Annotated in this window: 13 protein-coding genes; 10 read left to right on the top strand and 3 right to left on the bottom strand. The window is 68.2% G+C overall.

Annotation, left to right across the window (positions count from 1 at the left end; genetic code table 11):
• Nucleotides 1-96 precede the first annotated feature (96 nt).
• Nucleotides 97-546, top strand: a complete 450-nt coding sequence (locus tag RSO68_RS03720) for a YcgN family cysteine cluster protein (RefSeq protein ID WP_315585491.1) — start codon at nucleotides 97-99, stop codon at nucleotides 544-546.
• 415 nt (nucleotides 547-961) lie between these two features.
• Here the strand turns inward: RSO68_RS03720 and RSO68_RS15900 are convergent, their stop codons facing one another.
• Both RSO68_RS15900 and RSO68_RS03710 read right to left on the bottom strand, forming a co-directional pair.
• On the bottom strand, nucleotides 962-1207 hold the full coding sequence (locus RSO68_RS15900) for a hypothetical protein (RefSeq protein WP_390882388.1): 246 nt from the start codon (nucleotides 1205-1207) through the stop codon (nucleotides 962-964).
• 318 nt (nucleotides 1208-1525) lie between these two features.
• Nucleotides 1526-3631, bottom strand: coding sequence for a S9 family peptidase (locus RSO68_RS03710; RefSeq protein ID WP_315585489.1), 2106 nt, complete (start codon nucleotides 3629-3631; stop codon nucleotides 1526-1528).
• A gap of 71 nt (nucleotides 3632-3702) precedes the next feature.
• Here RSO68_RS03710 and RSO68_RS03705 point away from each other — a divergent pair, with 71 nt between their 5' ends.
• The 9 genes from RSO68_RS03705 (at nucleotide 3703) to RSO68_RS03665 (ending at nucleotide 16666) form a co-directional block, all read left to right on the top strand.
• Nucleotides 3703-4146, top strand: a complete 444-nt coding sequence (locus RSO68_RS03705) for a hypothetical protein (RefSeq protein WP_089850355.1) — start codon at nucleotides 3703-3705, stop codon at nucleotides 4144-4146.
• 56 nt (nucleotides 4147-4202) lie between these two features.
• Nucleotides 4203-6047, top strand: a complete 1845-nt coding sequence (locus RSO68_RS03700) for a vWA domain-containing protein (protein ID WP_315585488.1) — start codon at nucleotides 4203-4205, stop codon at nucleotides 6045-6047.
• Nucleotides 6040-6828, top strand: coding sequence for a class II glutamine amidotransferase (locus RSO68_RS03695; protein ID WP_089850359.1), 789 nt, complete (start codon nucleotides 6040-6042; stop codon nucleotides 6826-6828). The genes RSO68_RS03700 and RSO68_RS03695 overlap by 8 nt, the downstream gene beginning before the upstream one ends.
• A 133-nt stretch (nucleotides 6829-6961) precedes the next feature.
• Nucleotides 6962-8638, top strand: coding sequence for an AMP-binding protein (locus RSO68_RS03690; protein WP_315585487.1), 1677 nt, complete (start codon nucleotides 6962-6964; stop codon nucleotides 8636-8638).
• Nucleotides 8639-9050: 412 nt separating this feature from the next.
• Nucleotides 9051-12989 carry an ATP-dependent RNA helicase HrpA gene (gene hrpA / locus RSO68_RS03685; RefSeq protein WP_390882387.1) on the top strand — a complete coding sequence of 1313 codons (3939 nt, stop codon included), beginning with the start codon at nucleotides 9051-9053 and terminating at the stop codon, nucleotides 12987-12989.
• On the top strand, nucleotides 12986-14098 hold the full coding sequence (locus tag RSO68_RS03680; RefSeq protein WP_315585485.1) for a beta-ketoacyl-ACP synthase III: 1113 nt from the start codon (nucleotides 12986-12988) through the stop codon (nucleotides 14096-14098). The genes hrpA and RSO68_RS03680 overlap by 4 nt, the downstream gene beginning before the upstream one ends.
• Nucleotides 14099-14175: 77 nt before the next feature.
• The gene (locus tag RSO68_RS03675; RefSeq protein WP_390882386.1) at nucleotides 14176-14943 is read left to right on the top strand and encodes an MlaA family lipoprotein; all 768 of its coding nucleotides are present in this window, start codon (nucleotides 14176-14178) and stop codon (nucleotides 14941-14943) included.
• 12 nt (nucleotides 14944-14955) lie between these two features.
• Nucleotides 14956-16170 (top strand): PP2C family protein-serine/threonine phosphatase, encoded by a 1215-nt coding sequence (locus RSO68_RS03670; RefSeq protein ID WP_089850368.1) that lies wholly within the window; start codon nucleotides 14956-14958, stop codon nucleotides 16168-16170.
• Nucleotides 16157-16666, top strand: coding sequence for an STAS domain-containing protein (locus RSO68_RS03665; protein ID WP_089850370.1), 510 nt, complete (start codon nucleotides 16157-16159; stop codon nucleotides 16664-16666). Before RSO68_RS03670 ends, RSO68_RS03665 begins: the two co-directional genes overlap by 14 nt.
• A gap of 30 nt (nucleotides 16667-16696) precedes the next feature.
• On the opposite strand, the gene tal is transcribed toward RSO68_RS03665, so the two are convergent.
• Entirely contained in the window at nucleotides 16697-17635 is a 939-nt protein-coding gene (gene tal, locus RSO68_RS03660; RefSeq protein ID WP_315585483.1) for a transaldolase, read from the bottom strand.
• Between the last annotated feature and the right edge of the window lie 77 nt (nucleotides 17636-17712).

The raw sequence follows: 17712 nt of genomic DNA, 5'->3' as shown, positions 1-17712 counted from the left end.
CGCAGGAGCGCGCCCTGGGCCGCGCGGCCCCGCTGGATCGTGCAAGACGTCGCACGAACCTCGCTGGATATCGCCCCAGGTGACGCAGGAGAGATCATGAGAGAACGATTCTGGGAGCGCTTCGATCTTCAAGAGCTCACCGACGAGGAGTGGGAGGCGCTCTGCGATGGCTGCGGCCAGTGCTGCCTGCTCAAGTTCCAGGATGAGGAGAGCGGCGATCTGGCGGTGCTCAACGTCGCCTGCGAACTGCTGGATATACAAAGCTGTCGTTGCAGCGACTATGACAATCGGTTCGAGAAGGTACCGGACTGCACGCAGTTGACGCCCGAGCGCATCGACGACTTTCGCTGGCTGCCCAAGTCCTGTGCCTACCGCCGGGTGGCCGAGGGTCGCAAGCTGGCCGCCTGGCATCCGCTGATCGCCGGTGGATCCGAGCGGATGCACCGCAAGGGCGTCAGCGTGCGCAGCTTCGCCGTCTCCCAGCGCGAGGTTCCCGAGGAGGAGCTCGAAGAGCACATCATCGCTATCCTGCCCATCGACGGTTGACTCGTTCCCTCTCGTCGGGGCGCCCTCCGCTCCATGCCTGATACGCCCCATACTCAGTGGGCGTTCAGGGTCATCCCCTTGTAGCCGTTGTTTCATGGCATCGTCCTATGGCGCCGATCACCGGCGGGGACGATGCTTTGCTATGTGTAACAGTTTGTTGTATGGCACGGGCATACGCTTGGCGCCTCGACGGCGGCTAAGGCTTGGGATCAAGGGGGGATCGATCATGAATGGCTTCAGTAAGCTTGCGCTCGCGGCGCTCGTGGGGGCCCTGGCCTCATCCGGCGTGGCGGCGCAGTCGTCCTCATGGGGCGGAGAGTCGCTTAGCGACGACGAGATGGCGGCGATGTTCAACGACCTCATGTATGAGGGGAGGGTGCTCGACGATCAGGAGATGGGGCGACTGCAGTCGTGGCTATCGACGCGGCAAAGTCCCGAGGGGCTCCTGCTGCTCTTTCCGCCGGGCGCCGGTGACCAGGAAACGGGGCTGTCCAGTGCGCGCGACGGCAGTGATGTCGCCCTGGCCGCCAGCGATGGTGGCGGCGTTTCCGGTGATGGTACCGATGACGGCACCGACGACGGTACCGACGACGGCACCGATGACGGTACCGACGATGGCACCGATGACGGCACCGACGACGGCACCGATGACGGCACCGATGATGGCACCGACGACGGCACCGATGACGGCACCGATGACGGTACCGGTGGCGGTAGTCCTGGCGGTGGCTCGGGTGGCGGTTCTGGCGGTGGTTCCGGTGGCTCGGGTGGCGGTTCCGGCGGCGGCTCGGGAGGTGGTTCCGGTGGTGGAGCCGGCGGCGGTGCGGGCGGTGGAGCCGGCGGCAGCAGCTGAGCCGGTCCGCTCCGACTCATCTAAGCGTCACAGGGACCCGGCCTCGGCCGGGTCCCTGCCGTCAGGGCGTTCTATTATCAGGGCTGTGTCGGCAGGGCTCTAACGACAGGGCTCTGTCGTCAGGCATCAGGCCTCCCGACCTTCCAGCCCCAGCGCCCAGAGGATGAAGGCATCCTGTCGGGCGTTGTCGTGCCAGGCCTTGAAGCGGCCCGAGGCGCCGCCATGGCCGGCGCCCATGTCCGTCCTCAGCAGGATGGGATGATCGCCAGGGCGTTGTCCTTGGCCCAGCTCCTTAAGGCGCGCGTAGAGCTTGGCCGGTTCCCAGTAGGGCACCCGGGTATCGTGCCAGCTGCCCTGCAGGAAGACCGCCGGCCAGGGCTGGGCCGACAGGTTGTCCAGTGGAGAGTAGTCGCCGATGCGGCGTCGTGCCTCGGGTTCGCGAGGGTCGCCCCATTCGCTGTACTCCGCGGTGGTCAGGGGCAGGTCGGGGTTCTCCATGGTGCGCAGCACGTCGACGAAGGGCACGTCGAGCACCGCGGCGCAGAAGGCCTCGGGGGCCAGGTTGAGGCTGGCGCCGACCAGCAGGCCGCCGGCACTGGCGCCGTAGGCGGCAATGCGCTCACCGTCGCTGAGCCCCTTCTCGACCAGGGCATCGCGGGCGGCGAGGAAGTCGTGAAAGCTGTTGGCCTTGTGCTCGAGCTTGCCGGCTAGGTACCAGGGCTCGCCGCGGTCGCCGCCGCCGCGCACGTGGGCCACGGCGAAGGCCGCCCCGCGCGCCAGCAGCTCCAGCCGGGCGACCGAGAACCAGGGATCGAGCACCTCGCCGTAGGCGCCGTAGCCGTAGAGCAGGGTAGGCAGGGGATGGCCGGATAGATCGGCCCGCCTGACCACCGAGACCGGCACGCGCTCGCCGTCGTGGGAGGTCGCCCAGATCCGCTCGCAGGCCAGTTCTTCGGGCTTCAGGTCGCCATGGATAGGCTGCTGCTTGAGGAGGTGGCGCTCGCCGCTGTCGAGGTCGAGCTCGTGCCAGGTCACCGGCAGGGTGAAGGACTCCTCGCGCAGCCGCAGGCGCCGGTCCGCGAAGTGCGGCGTGTCACCCAGTGCCAGGCTGCAGGGCAGTTCCGGCAGTGGCAGGCGCTCGTCGCGGGTCTGGGCGTGGTCAGCATCCAGCTCGAGTACTCGCACATGTACCTGAGCCTCGTGGTGGTCGCGCTCGGTGATGACCAGCCCCCAGTCGAAGGCGTCGACCCCCTCCAGGGTCGCCTCGTCGCGATGGTCGATGAGTGGTTGCCAGTGGTGCATCGGATCGGGCTCGCCGAGGTCTTGTTCGATCATCCGATCCAGGCGGAAGTGGGTCGCCTGGCGGTTATGCAGGATGTAGAAGTGGCCGGGCCGATGGTCTATCGCATACTCCACGCCGCGCTCCCGGACGCGGAAGCAGCGGGGTGGTGTGGCCGGGGCGTGGGCGGGAATCAGATGGCTCTCGCTGGTGTCCTTGGAGGCGCTCTCAAGGATCAGCCACTCCCGCGAGCGGGTCTTGCCCAGCCCCAGCCAGAACTCCGGATCCTGCTCGCGCAGGATCAAGATTGGCTCACCGGCCCGGCCGTCGGCGACCGGAAGGCGCCAGATGCTCTCCGGGCGCTGGGTGGCATCGAAGCGGGTGAACAGCAGGGTGGCGTTGTCCTCGGCCCAGCCGATCTCGGGGCCGATCTCATCGAGCAGCACGGCGGGGCCGCCGTCCGGTAGCCGCTTGAGGTAGAGCGTGTAGGTCTCGTCGCCGCGAGTGTCCTCGGTCCAGGCCAGCCAGGCCTCGTCCGGGGAGAGGGCCATGTCGCCAAGCTCGAGGAAGTCGTGCTCGCCGGCTCTGGCCTCCAGGTCGAGGAAGGCCTCCGCGGCCTCGGGGCGTCCATTGGGATGGCGCCACCAGACCGGATAGTCGGCGTTCGCCGCTGTCTCGCTCCACACCGTGAAGTGATCGAGCGGCGTCTTGAGTCCGCTGACGGCGAGCTCCCGGCGCGCCAGGTGGCCGTGGTAGAGACGTTCCACGAGATCGTCCAGCGGCGCGAACCAGTGATCGGACTCCTGGTTGGCGGCCTCCAGGAAGGCGGTGACCTGCGGGGCGTCGCGCTGTTCCAGCCAGTGCCAGGCCGGATCGTCGGCGTGGCGAAAGCGGGAGACGGGGTCATCGGCGGCGAGGGGCGTGGCCTTGTCACGTGGCGGCTGTGCTTTCATGGCGCGGGATGTACCATACTCAGTGTGTTTTCAAGAACGTGCGTCGTCGACGCACAACTCGCGAGGTCGTGATGCTGATGTCGGATTCGATGCCCCTACTATGGCTGGTCTATGTCGTGTTGTCGCTGGTGGTGCTGCTGACCGGTTACCTGGGGCTGGGGTTCCTGCCGCGGTTGCCGCGGCTGGTGATTACCTGGGCGGTAGCCGGCGTGATGTGGACCCCGTCCCATTTCCGGCTGCCGCTGCTGGAAGAAGGGGAGTTCTACAGCGGGTTCGCCCCGGCGGTGATGGTCGCGGCCGTGGCCTTCCTCGAGAATAACCGCGAGACCTTCCTGCCGGTCGCCCTGCTGGTCGTCGTGGGGGCCGGCGTTGGCGCCCTGTTGGGGCTGCTGCTGTGGTGGCGCGGTCGCCACCGCCGCACCCATGAGCACGACGACGTCGTGGACAACGACGAAACGCCCGCTGCCGCCGATCGCCGCGGCAGTGGCGAACGCCATGAGCCGGTGATCGGCTAACACGCGCCGCGAACGACTGCCTGGATCGGCTGACGTGATCGGCTTAAGGAGTTCCGATGAGTGGGTATGGCAAGGAACGCATCGGCTGGCTGCCCCGGGTGCTGGCCGCGGGCATGGCCCTGTGGCTGTGGGCCGGTCCGCTCTGGGCCCAGCCACATGCGGAGCGCCCCGACGTCAGGGTGGTGGTCGATGTCTCCGGTAGCATGCGGGACAACGATCCCGAGCGGCTCGCCGTCAGCGCACTCGACCTGCTGGTGGCCCTGCTGCCAAGCGGTGCCCGGGCGGGCGTATGGACCTTCGGCGAGACGGTCGACAATCCCCTACCGCTGGGCGAGGTGGATGCGGCCTGGCGCGAACAGGCCCTGGCCCTGCCCCCGGCGCTGCAGGCCTATCAGCAGCACACCGATATAGAAGCCGCACTGAACGCGGCGGCAAGCACCGAGGCCAACGGCTGGCGCCACCTGGTACTGCTCACTGACGGCATGATCGACCTGGCGCCCGGCCGGGGTCCCAAGCCTGAGATCGATCGTGCCTCGCGGCGCCGGCTGGTCGAGGAACGGGCTGCGGAACTCGCCGCTCAGGGCGTGGCGGTCCACGCCATCGCCTTCTCCGGCGAGGCCGACCTGGCCCTGGTGGAGCGCCTGGCGCAGTCCACCGGCGGGCTGGCGGCGCTGGCAGAGAGCCCCGAGGGCCTGCTGGGTGCTTTTTTGGACATCATCGAGCGTATCTTTCCCGCCGACCAGGTCCCCCTGGACGAAGGGCGCTTCGTCATCGACGATGGCGTGGAGACCTTCTCGGCGCTGATCTTCCATGAGCCCGACGACGGCCCCCTGGCCTTGGTCGCCCCGGATGGCACGCGCTACAGGGCCGAGGACGCGCCCGATGACATCCGCTGGCAGGTAGAGCCGCGCTTCGACCTGATCCGGGTGCTGGACCCCCAGGTCGGCGAGTGGGGCCTGGACGGCGACGTGGGTGAGGAGAGTCGCGTCAACGTCGCTTCCCCGCTGCACCTGCGCACCGCTGAGCTGCCGACCACCCTCTATCGCGGCTTCGATGTCCCCGTGGAGGCGTGGATCACCCACGACGTCGGTCCCTTCGAGGGCGGCGAGGAGCTGACGCTCTCCGTGTCGCTGCAGGATGCCCAGGGCAATGTGCAGTCCCGGGTCATGCTCGAGCCCGAGGCGGGTCGCTATCGCGGGCGCCTGCCCGCGCCGGCGCTGACCGGCAACGCCCGCCTGGTGATCCGTGCCGAGAGCGAGACGTTTAAGCGACAACGCTCGCAGGCAGTGAACGTGCTGCCGGCCATCGGGGCCGTCCATCGTCCCCGGGCCGGTCGGGTGGTGCTGGCCGCGGAGCATCCGGCCCTCAATCGCGACAATACCGAGATCCACGGCGAGCTGCAGGGCGTGCGCCTCGAGGCCGAGGCGGTGGAGGAGACGCGCTGGCACCTCTCGCTGCCCGAGCTTGACCCCTCGCTCTCCCTGCCGCTGCTGCTGGAGGCCACCGTCGAACTCGAGGGCGAGCGCCAGACGCTGTCCCTGCCACGTCTGGTGCTTTATCCCGATGGCCGCCTCGGCATTGGGCTTGCCGATGTGGCCGGTCCGACGCTTGCCACCGAGACCTTCGACGACCCGCGCGGGGACGACACTACGCCGCCGCCCGAGGCCGACACCCCGCCCGTCGCCGACCGCTTCGTCGAGTGGGTCAATCGTTTTCCGGAGACGGCCCGGTCGCTGTGGCAGGCGGGGTGGCCGGGCCTCGAACGCCTCTGGCACGAGCACCATCGCGATCCGCGCCTGTGGGGCGCGCTGGTGGCGTTCGTCCTGCTGCTGGTGGTTATACCCCTGATTCGGCGCCGCCAGACGCGGCGCCCCCCACGCCGGGAGGAACCCCATGTGTGAGCTTCTGGGCATGAGTGCCAATGTGCCCACGGATATCTGCTTCAGCTTCACCGGCTTCCTGCACCGGGGCGGCGGGACCGGACCACATCGCGACGGCTGGGGCATCGCCTTCTATGAAGAGGGCGGCTACCGCGATTTTCGCGACCCGCATCCCTCGGTGCACTCGCCCATCGCGCGGCTGATCTGCGACTACCCGATCAAGTCGAACATCGTCATCAGCCATATCCGCCAGGCCAACGTTGGCCAGGTGCGCCTGGCCAACACGCACCCCTTCGTGCGCGAGATGTGGGGGCGTCCCTGGTGCTACGCCCACAACGGCCAGCTGGCCGACTGGCAGGCCCTGCCGCACACCTTCTACCGTCCGGTAGGCGGTACCGATAGCGAGCACGCCTTCTGCTGGCTGCTCGGCGAGCTGCGCGGCGCCTTCCCCGAGCCGCCCGCCGACGATCGGCAGCGCGAGGCCTTCTGGAGAGCGCTGCACGGACTCTGCGAGCGGCTGCGTGGCTTGGGGGTGTTCAATCTGCTGCTGGCCGATGGCGACTATCTCTACACCTTCTGCTCCACCAAGCTGGCGCATATCACCCGCCGGGCGCCCTTCGGGCGGGCGAGCCTCTCGGATGCCGAGTTGACGGTCAACTTCGCCGAGCACACCACCGCCAACGACGTGGTCTCGGTGATCGCCACAGAACCGCTAACCGACAACGAGGAGTGGGTGCGCATGATGCCGGGCGAGTTGCTGGTGTGGCAGGGTGGGGTGATTCAAGCACGCTATAAAACGTAAGTTTCAATCGCTCGTTTTACAGCCGTCGAGCCGCTGTTATAAAGTGCCTGCTAACATCACCGCGTGTGGATAACCCCTCGCGTGGATAACAATAAGGCCGATATCGACATTGGCCGCAGTATGGAGACAGCCCATGAGCGAGAACGCCACGCCCGCTATCCTGACCGGCCAGCCCCTCGAGAAACTCGACGACTACGCCTCGGTGATGGAGGTATTTCACGCCTCGGTGGCGCGCTTCGGCGACAAGCCGGCCTTCAGCTGCATGGGCCGGGTGCTGAGCTATGCCGAGCTCGACCGTCTCTCCGGCCACTTCGCTGCCTGGCTGCAGCAGGAGACGCCCCTTGAGCCCGGGGATCGTATCGCCATCCAGTTGCCCAACGTGCTGCAGTTTCCGGTGGCGGTGTTTGGCGCCCTGCGGGCCGGCCTGGTGGTGGTCAACACCAATCCGCTCTACACCGAGCGCGAGATGGCCCATCAGTTCAAGGATTCCGGGGTCCGCGCCATCGTCATCCTGGCTAACATGGCCGCCAAGCTCGAGAGCATCCTCGAGCGCACCGACATCGAGCAGGTGGTGGTGACCGAGCTTGGCGACCTGCACCCCTTCCCCAAGCGCCCACTGATCAACAGCGTGGTCAAGTACGTCAAGAAGCTGGTGCCGGCCTTCTCGCTGCCTGGTGCCACGCCGTTTCGCCGGGCGCTCGCGACCGGGTCCCGGCATCCGCACCGTGAGGTGAGCCGCGAGCCCGACGATATCGCCGCCCTGCAGTACACTGGCGGCACCACGGGACTCGCCAAGGGCGCCATGCTGACCCATCGCAACCTGGTGGCCAACATGCTGCAGGCGCGCCAGGCGATCGGGCCGGCCCTTGGCGAGGGCGTCGAGACCATCATCGCGCCGCTGCCCGTCTACCACATCTACACCTTCACGGTGAATTGCCTGTTCATGATGGAGACCGGCAACCACTCGGTGCTGATCCCCAATCCCCGCGATCTGGACGGCTTCGTCAAGACCCTCAAGAAGGTGAGCTTCACCGGTTTCATCGGGCTCAACACCCTGTTCAATGCCCTGTGCAACCGCGAGGACTTTCGCCAGCTCGACTTCTCGCGGCTGCACCTGACCATCTCCGGCGGCATGGCCCTCACGCGCGCCTCGGCGAATCGCTGGGAGGAGGTGACCGGCTGTCAGGTGGCCGAGGGCTACGGCCTGACCGAGACCTCGCCCATCGTCAGCTTCAATCCCGTGGATGCCATCCAGCTGGGCACCATCGGCAAGCCGGTGGCGGGCACCGAGGTGAAGGTGCTGGACGCCGACGGCCGGGACGCCCCCCTTGAGGCCGCGGGGGAGCTCTGCGTGAGGGGCCCCCAGGTGATGAAGGGCTACTGGCGCCGCGACGACGAGACCGCGCAGTCGATCGACGATCAGGGATGGTTTCACACCGGCGACATCGCCGTGCTCCAGTCGGATGGCTATATCCGCATCGTCGATCGCAAGAAGGACATGATCCTGGTGTCGGGCTTCAACGTGTATCCCAACGAGATCGAGGACGTCGTGGCGGCCCATCCGGGGGTGGTGGAGTCGGCGGCCGTGGGCGTGCCGGACGAGGCCAGCGGCGAGGCCATCAAGCTGTTTGTGGTGTCCCGCGACGAGGGGCTGGATGCCGAGACCCTGCGGGCCTGGTGCAAGAAGGAGCTCGCCGGTTACAAGGTGCCGAGATTCGTGGAGTTTCGCGACGAGCTGCCCAAGACGAACGTGGGCAAGGTGCTGCGCCGCCAGCTGCGCGACGAGGAGCAGAAAAGCGCCGGGGCGTGATCCCGTGTTCAGGACACTGCTGCGTTCAGCAAACTCGCTGAGCGACGACGTGGGCGAAATTCGCAATGTCGCTCGGAGCGCCGTCCACAGCTCTTCGAGGAGGCGCTGTGGTCCCATCCCTGGGCGCTACTTTTGCCCTCCCTGGCAAAAGACCTCCTCTTCGAGCTGTCCCCGGCGCCACTCGTCAGATCAAGCAGCAATGGCTCTGTCAAAGGTGCCCCGATTAGGCGCGGTCGAGGCCGCGACGTTATAATGCAGGCCCGCACCGGGAGTCCCGGGCGGGCCACTTTTCGCTGACCGTGACCCGGAGCCGACCGTCGATACCGTGACCACCGAGACCCGCCAGCCCCCCGCCGCGAAGGCCGAGGATGCCGCCGAGCTTGACGCCCTGACCCGTGACCTCGACGCCGTCATGCGCCGCGACGTCGTCGGCCTCGAGAAACGCCTGCGCGGCCTGCGCCGCCGCCTGAAGGAAGGCAAGCCCGTGGACCGCGGGCTCGCCGAGGTCCGCCGCGCCGTGGAGCGCTCGCGCGGCCTCGTCGAGCGGCGCCGGGCGCGCCCGGTGACCCTCGAGTATCCGGCGGCGCTGCCGGTCGCCGAACGCCGCGAGGACATCCTCGAGGCGCTGCGCGATCATCAGGTGGTGGTAGTGGCCGGCGAGACCGGTTCGGGCAAGACCACCCAGCTGCCCAAGCTCTGCCTGGAGCTGGGCCTGGGGCGGCGCGGGCTGATCGGTCACACCCAGCCGCGGCGCCTGGCGGCGCGCTCGGTGGCCACGCGCCTGGCCGAGGAGCTCGCGGTGCCGCTGGGCGAGCAGGTCGGCTACCAGGTGCGCTTCACCGACCAGAGCAGCGACGCGACCCTGGTCAAGCTGATGACCGACGGCATCCTGCTGGCTGAGACCCGCCACGACCCCGACCTCAGCCGTTACGAGGCGATCATCATCGACGAGGCCCACGAGCGCAGCCTCAACATCGACTTCCTGCTCGGCTACCTCAAGCGCCTCACCGCGCGGCGTCCCGACCTCAAGGTGATCATCACCTCGGCGACCATCGACGTCGACCGCTTCGCCGCCCACTTCGGCCGTCGCGACGCAGAAGGCCAGGACGTGCCGGCGCCGGTGGTCGAGGTCTCCGGGCGCACCTACCCGGTGGAGGTGCGCTATCGGCCCCTGGTGCGCGATGACGACGACGAGGAAGACCGCACCCTGCAGGAGGGCATCCTGCACGCCGTGGAGGAGATCGAGCGGGTCGAGCGCGAGAAGGCCTGGTTCCAAGGGCCGCGCGACATCCTGGTGTTCCTGCCCGGTGAACGCGAGATCCGCGAGACCGCCGACACCCTGCGCCGGGCCGATCTGCGCGGCACCGAGATTCTGCCGCTCTATGCGCGGCTCTCCAACGCCGAGCAGAATCGCGTCTTCGCCTCCCATGCGGGGCGGCGCATCGTGCTCTCCACCAACGTCGCCGAGACCTCGCTGACGGTACCGGGCATCCGCTACGTCATCGACCCCGGCCTGGTGCGCATCAGCCGCTACAGCTACAAGGCCAAGATCCAGCGCCTGCCGGTGGAGCCGGTCAGCCAGGCCAGCGCCAACCAGCGCAAGGGACGCTGTGGCCGCGTGGCCGAGGGCGTCTGCATCCGCCTCTTTGATGAGGAGGACTTCCTCGCCCGTCCCGAATTCACCGACCCCGAGATCCGCCGCACCAACCTGGCCTCGGTGATCCTCTCGATGCTCTCGCTGAAGCTCGGCGACATCGCGGCCTTCCCCTTCGTCGACCCGCCGGACTCGCGCTTCATCACCGACGGCTTCCGGCTGCTCTTCGAGCTGGGCGCGGTGGACGCGGGCAATCGCCTGACCCCGCTGGGGCGCAAGCTGGCCCGGCTGCCCATCGATCCGCGTCTGGCGCGCATGGTGCTGGCCGGCGCCGAGCAGGGAGGGCTGCGCGAGGTGCTGATCGTGGTCGCCGGCCTGGCGGTCCAGGACCCCCGCGACCGCCCGGCCGACAAGCGCCAGGCCGCCGACCAGGCCCATCGCCGCTGGCACGACCCGGACTCCGATTTCGTTGCGCTGCTCAACCTCTGGCACGGCTTCGAGGCCGCCCGGGAGGAGCTCTCCGGCAACCGGCTGCGCCGCTGGTGCAAGGATCACTACCTCAACTACCTGCGCCTGCGCGAGTGGCACGACACCTTTCGCCAGCTGCGCCAGCTGCTGCGCGACATGGAGATCGAGGTGCCGCCGCCGGCGCCGCCCGAGGTTCAGGAGGAGGGCGACGACAAGGCGCGCCGCGAGGCCGGCCGCAAGCGCGCGGTCGCCCTGCACCAGGCGCTGCTCACCGGGCTGCTCTCGAATATCGGCCTGCTCACCGAGAACCGCGAGTACCTGGGGGCGCGCAACCGCAAGTTCGTCGTCCATCCGGGCTCGGGGCTCGCCAAGAAGTCGCCCAAGTGGCTGATGGCGTTCGAACTGGTGGAGACGACCAAGCTCTTCGCCCGCACCGCGGCGAAGATCGAGCCCCAGTGGATCGAGCCGCTGGCCGGCCACCTGGTCAAGCGCTCCTACGCCGAGCCCCACTGGGAGATGAAGCGCGCCCAGGTGGTGGCCACCGAGCAGGTCACGCTGTTCGGCCTGCCCATCGTGACCGGGCGCAAGGTCAACTTCGGCCCGATCGACCCGGTGGCGTCCCGGGAGCTGTTCATCCGCCGCGCGCTGGTCGAAGGCGAGTTCAAGACTCGCGGCGATTTCTTCGCCCACAACCGGGCGCTGGTGGAGGAGGTCGAGGATCTGGAGGATCGCGCCCGCAAGCGCGATATCCTGGTCGACGAGGAGACCCTGTTCGCCTTTTACGACGAGCGCCTCCCCGCCGATATCGTCAACGGCAAGGGCTTCGAGGCCTGGCGCAAGAAGGCCGAGGCCGAGGATCCCGGCATCCTCAAGTTCGACCGGGCGGCCCTGCTGGCCCGCGAGGCCGGCGAAGTTACCCAGGCTGAGTATCCCGACGCGCTCACGCTCAACGGGGTGAGCTACCCGCTCGCCTACCATTTCGAGCCCGGCGCCGCCGACGACGGCGTGACGCTCACCGTGCCGGCCGCCATGCTGCCCCAGCTGCCCCTGGCGCGACTGGAGTGGCTGGTACCGGGGCTCTTGCGCGAGAAGTGCATCGCCCTGATGAAGTCGCTGCCCAAGGCGATCCGTCGCCAGGTGGTGCCGATCCCCGACTGGGTGGACGCCGCCCTGGAGGCCATGACCCCGGACGACGTCCCGCTCACCGAGGCGCTGGGCGAGTTCCTGCGCCGCAAGACCGGCGTGCGCCTGCACCCCGACGACTGGAACCTCGAGGCCCTCGAGCCCCACTTGGTGATGAACCTGCGGGTGGTCGACCATCGGGGCGAGCCCCTGGGCCAGGGCCGCGACGCGCGCGAGCTGGAGCGTCGCTTCGAGGCGGCCGCGGGCGAGGGCGCTCGGGCCCTGGCCGTTCAGGCCAGCGACGAGGGCGAGCTTTCGGCCCTGCCCGAGACGCCGCTGCCCGAGTCCCGAGTCACCACCCAGGCCGGCATCCGGGTGGAGGCCTATCCCGCCCTGGTGCCGAGCAAGGAGGCCTTCCGGGTCGAGCTGTTCGATCATCCCGACAAGGCGCGTGAGGCCCATCGCGCCGGCGTGGTGCAGTCCGCCATGGCGCGGCTGCCCGATCAGGCACGCGCCATCGAGCGGCTCAAGGGGCTGTCGACCTGCGCGCTGCTGTTTGCCAAGGTAGGCGGCAAGCGGGTGCTCATCGAGGATGTGGTGGCGGCGGTCTTCCGCCAGGTGGTGGCCACCGATCCGCTGCCGCGCTCTCAAGGCGAGCTGTCGGCGCGGCTCGAGGCCACCGGCGATGCCCTGCTGCCCCGGGCCGAGGCGCTGGTGGCGACCCTGGAGCGGGCACTCCAGGGCCACCTGGCGGTGACCAAGGCGCTGAAGGGCAACCTCAACCTCGCCCTGGCGCTGGTGTACAGTGACCTCAAGGCCCAGATGCAGCGCCTGGTTCACCCCGGTTTCGTCAGCGAGGCCGGCGCGTGGCTCGAGGAGTATCCTCGCTACATGGAGGCGGCGCTGATCCGCCTGGAAAAAGCGCCGCGGGAGCGCATGCGCGACCAGATGCACATGCAGGAGATCCAGGACTTCGAGGCCCGCCTGGCGGCTCGCCGCGAGAGCGAGCGGCGCGGTGGGGTGGAGGACCCGGCGCTGGTGGAGTTCGGCTGGTGGATCGAGGAGCTGCGTGTCTCGCTCTTCGCCCAGCAGCTGGGCACCCGCTTCCCGGTATCGACCAAACGCCTCGAGAAACGCTGGGCCGAACTCACAGGGAGAAGCGCATGACCCATGCAGTGATCACCGGCACGGGGCTCTTCACGCCGCCCCATGCCATCGACAATGCGGACCTGGTGGCCTCGTTCAATGCCTGGGTGGACGCGGAGAACGCGCGTCGCGCCGAGGCGGGCGTCGAGGAACCCCTGGCCCACTCGAGCAGCGATTTCATCGTCAAGGCCTCGGGCATCCACAGCCGCTACGTGATGGACGCCGAGGGGATCCTCGATCCCGAGCGCATGCGCCCGCGACTCTCCCCGCGCGGCAATGACGAGCCTTCCATCCAGTGCGAGATGGGCCTGACCGCGGCCCACCAGGCGCTGGACGCGGCGGGGGTGGCGGCCGGGGATATCGACCTGGTGATCGTGGCCTGTTCCAACCTGGAACGCCCCTACCCGGCGGTGGCGGTGGAGTTGCAGGCGGCGCTGGGCGCCGGCGGTTACGCCTTCGACATGAACGTGGCCTGCAGCTCGGCGACCTTCGCCATCGAGACCGCCGCCAACGCCATCCGCGCCGGCAGTATCCGGCGCGCCCTGGTGGTCAATCCCGAGATCTGTTCGGCCCACCTCAACTTTCGCGACCGCGATAGCCACTTCATCTTCGGCGATGCCTGTACCGCCATGGTGCTGGAGAGCGATGAGGTGGCCAGCGCCGAGTCGCGTTTCGAGATCCTCGGCACCCGGCTCACCACGCGCTTCTCCAACGCTATTCGCAATAACGCCGGCTTCCTCGATCGCGTCACCGACAGCGACCCGCTGGCCACCGATCGGCTCTTCGTGCAGGAGGGGCGGCGGGTGTTCAAGGAGGTCTGCCCGCTGGTGGCGGCGTTGATCACCGATCACCTGGCGAGCCTGGAGCTCGCCGGCGATGACCTGGCCCGCCTGTGGCTGCATCAGGCCAACCGCCACATGAACGACCTCATCGCCCGGCGCGTGCTGGGTCACGCGCCGGACGCCGAACAGGCGCCGATCATCCTCGATCGCTACGCCAATACCAGCTCGGCCGGCTCGATCATTGCCTTCCATCTGCATCGTCATGACCTCTCGCCCGGCGCGCTCGGGGTGGTCTGTTCCTTCGGCGCGGGCTACAGTGCCGGCAGCGTGGTGGTGCGTCGCCAATGAGCGTCAAGACAGTAACCGCAGGGAGGCGATAGCGCCCGATGAATGGATGTGAGAGGAAAGGGATGATGTCAGGGGTGATGACCGGGGCGATGACTCAGTGGGCCGGGCGTGGCGCCCTGGTGATGTCCCTGGCACTGCTCGCGGGCTGCGCCAGCAGCGGCGAGATGCGTGATCGCCATCCCGACGACCCCTGGGAGGGCTTCAACCGCAAGGTGTTCGCCTTCAACGACGTGGTCGACCGCTACGCGCTCAAGCCGGCGGCCCAGGGCTATCGCTTCATCACCCCGGACCCGGTGGAGACGAGCGTGGGCAACTTCTTCTCCAACCTGGGCGAGATCCGCACCACCCTGAATAGCCTGCTGCAGGGCAAGGGCGCCAACGCAGGCGTGGCCACCGGCCGTTTCCTGATAAACACCACCGTCGGCATCGGCGGGCTCTTCGACGTCGCCACGCGGATGGAGATCACCGGCCGCGAGGAGGACTTCGGTCAGACCCTGGGCGCCTGGGGGTGGGAAGAGTCCCGCTATCTGGTGCTGCCGCTGCTGGGGCCGAGCACCCTGCGCGACACCGGCGGCCTGCCCGTGGACATGGCCACCTATCCGACCACCTACGTGGAAGAGGATAAGGTGCGCCTAAGCCTGACCGCGCTTAGGGTGATCGATACCCGGGCCGGGCTGCTCGATCAGGAGGCGCTGATCAGCGGCGATCGCTACAGCTTCATCCGCGATGCCTACCTTCAGCAGCGTCGCTTCGAGGTCAACGACGGGCAGCTGGGCGAGGATCCCTTCGCCAGCGACGAGTTCGACTTCGATGATGCGGACTTCGACGACGCCTTCGCCGAATGAGGCCATGACCGCATGCCACCAGCCAAGCAACTGATCGGAGTGATCGACGTTCCTGGGTCGGAGCGTGACGCCCTGGCACAGACCATCGCCCGTGATGACCTGGCGGTGTATGCCGCCTCCGGCATCGAGGAGCTGCCGCCCGAGACGGCGCTGATCGTCGCCCATGCGCGGGCGGTGTCGCGCGCCGATTGGGAGCGCCTGGCCGAGCGGCTGCCGACCCTGGTGGTCAGCGACGATCGTCAGGATGCCGACCTGCTGAAGGCGGTGGAGGCGGGCCTGGTGGATTACATCGTCGATCCGCTGCGCCACGGCTCGCTGCTGCGGCGCATGATCGTCAAGGCCATCGAGGTGCATCGGCTGGCCGCCGATCGTGAACGCGACCGGGCCCGGCTGGCCCATCTCAACGCGAATCTCGAGGAGCTCAACGAGAGCCTGGAGACCCACCTGGCGATGCTGCGTCTCGACCAGCAGGCGGGCGGGCAGATACAGCGCAAGCTGCTGCCGCCCAGGCCTCAGACCCTGCAGGACGTGAGCTTTGACTACTGGCTGGCGCCCTCGCTCTATCTCTCCGGCGACTTTCTCGACTTCCAGGCCTTCGACGAGCGCTACAGCCTGTTCTACTTCGCCGACGTCTCCGGCCACGGCGCGTCCTCGGCCTTCGTCACCGTGCTGCTGAAATACCTCTCCAATCGCTGGCAGCAGGAGTGGGACGGAGAGCACCCCGAGCGGCTGGCGCCGCGCTGGCTGGCGGCGCTCAATCGCGAGCTGCTGGATGCCGGCATCGGCAAGCACGCGACCCTGTTCGTCGGGGTGATTGACCACCGGCACCGTTATCTCCACTATTCGCTCGGCGCGCAGCTGCCCATGCCGTTGCTGGTGGCCGACGGCGAGGTGCAGGCGCTGCCCGGCGAGGGCATGCCGGTCGGCCTCTTCCCCGGGGTCGACTATCCGAGCCTGGGCTGTCCGCTGCCGGAGAACTTTCGGCTGTGGCTCTGTTCGGATGGCATACTGGAGTGTCTACCGGGGGACACCCTGGAGGGGCGGCTCAGGGAACTCGAGCGACGGGTACTGGCCAGCACGACGCTGGAGGACCTACGTGGCAGCCTTGCGCTGGGGCATCTGGCCGACGATGATGAAGTCGTCGCCCAGAGCGCGCCGGGTCATGAGGAGCTGCCAGACGACCTGACGATCATGGTGTTGAGCGGATTTGGCAATGATAAATCATGAGGGCCGCATCAAGGCAGCGTTTGCATCGGGGGTCTTCGTCCTCAAGCTGTGCGGGGACGTACGCCTGACCCTGTGCGCGACCCTGGACCGCCAGGCCCGGCAGCTCGCCGAGACGCCGGGACTCGAGACGCTGATTATCGACCTGAGAGACACCACCAACGTGGATTCCACCGCCCTGGGCTTTCTCGCCAAGGTGGCCATGGCGGTGCAGGGGCGCGTCAGCGAGCCGCCGACCATCATCGCCGACAATCCCGATGTCCAGCGGATGCTCGACGTCATGGGATTCTCGCGCATCTTCACCCTGGTGGAATCGCCGATCACCGAGACGCGTGACCTTCACGACCTGCCCGAGATTCCCACTGACGTGGAGGAGACTCGCCAGCGGGTGCTCGAGGCGCATCGCATCCTGATGCGGCTCAACGAGCATAACCGCGAGGAGTTCCAGCCGCTGGTGGAGATGCTCGAGGCCCAGCAGGCCGCCTCCCACGGCCCCTAGGCGGGCTCCCGTCGGGGCCGCCTGTCTGCCTCACCCCTTCCTGAGCTCTCCCAGCAGCGTCTCCAGCTTGCGCTGGTCGGCCATGAACTTGCGGATGCCCTCGGCGAGCTTCTCGGTGGCCATGGCGTCCTCATTCATCTCCCAGCGGAACTCGGCCTCGTCCTGAGGCTCCGGCGCGCGAGTCTCTGCGTCCAGCGGCGTGAGTCGACGCGTCAGCGGCGCCTCGGTACCGGCCAGCTCCTCCAGTAGCTGGGGAGAGATGGTCAGCCGGTCGCAGCCCGACAGGGCGAGGATCTCGCCGCTATTGCGGAAGCTGGCGCCCATGACGATGGTCTCATAGCCGTGGCCCTTGAAGTGCTCGTAGATGCGCTTGACCGATTGCACGCCCGGATCGCGGTCGCCCGTGAAGTCGGCCTCGGGTTCCTGTGCCTTGTGCCAGTCGAGGATCCGGCCGACGAAGGGCGAGACTAGGGTCGCGCCGGCATCCGCGCAGGCGCGGGCCTGGGCGAAGCTGAAGAGCAGGGTCAGGTTGGTGTGGATGCCCTCGCGCTCGAGGATCCGCGCGGCGCGAATCCCCTCCCAGGTCGCCGCGACCTTGATCAGGATCCGCTCGGGGCCGACCCCGTGGCGGCCGTAGCGCTCGATCAGCGCCCGGGCCCGGGCCAGGGTGGCGTCGGTGTCGAAGGAGAGCCGCGCGCTGACCTCGGTGGAGACGTAGCCGGGCACCAGGGCGCTGATCTCGCTGCCGATCTCGACGGCCACGGTGTCCAGGGCATCGTCGATGTCGGTGGCGTGGCGGGCGATCTCGGCCAGCCGAGTCCGGCGCGTTTCGTGCTGGGCCGCCTGGAGGATCAGCGAGGGATTGGTGGTGGCGTCGGTGGGTTCGAAGCGACGAATCGCCTCGAGATCGCCGGTGTCGGCCACCACAGTGGTCATGGTCTTGAGTTGTGAAAGCAGGTCGTCTGCCATGGTGGGATCCCTCCGGTTGTCATGGCATCCACTCTAGCAAGGCAGCCTGGAGGAAAATAGGCGGCCGGGCCAGCGAG

It is taken from the genome of Halomonas saccharevitans, from assembly GCF_032333995.1.
Taxonomy (GTDB): Bacteria; Pseudomonadota; Gammaproteobacteria; order Pseudomonadales; family Halomonadaceae; genus Halomonas; species Halomonas saccharevitans.
The sequence above is the reverse complement of the archived record's forward strand: the minus strand, read 5'-3'. Positions and strand labels throughout refer to the sequence as shown.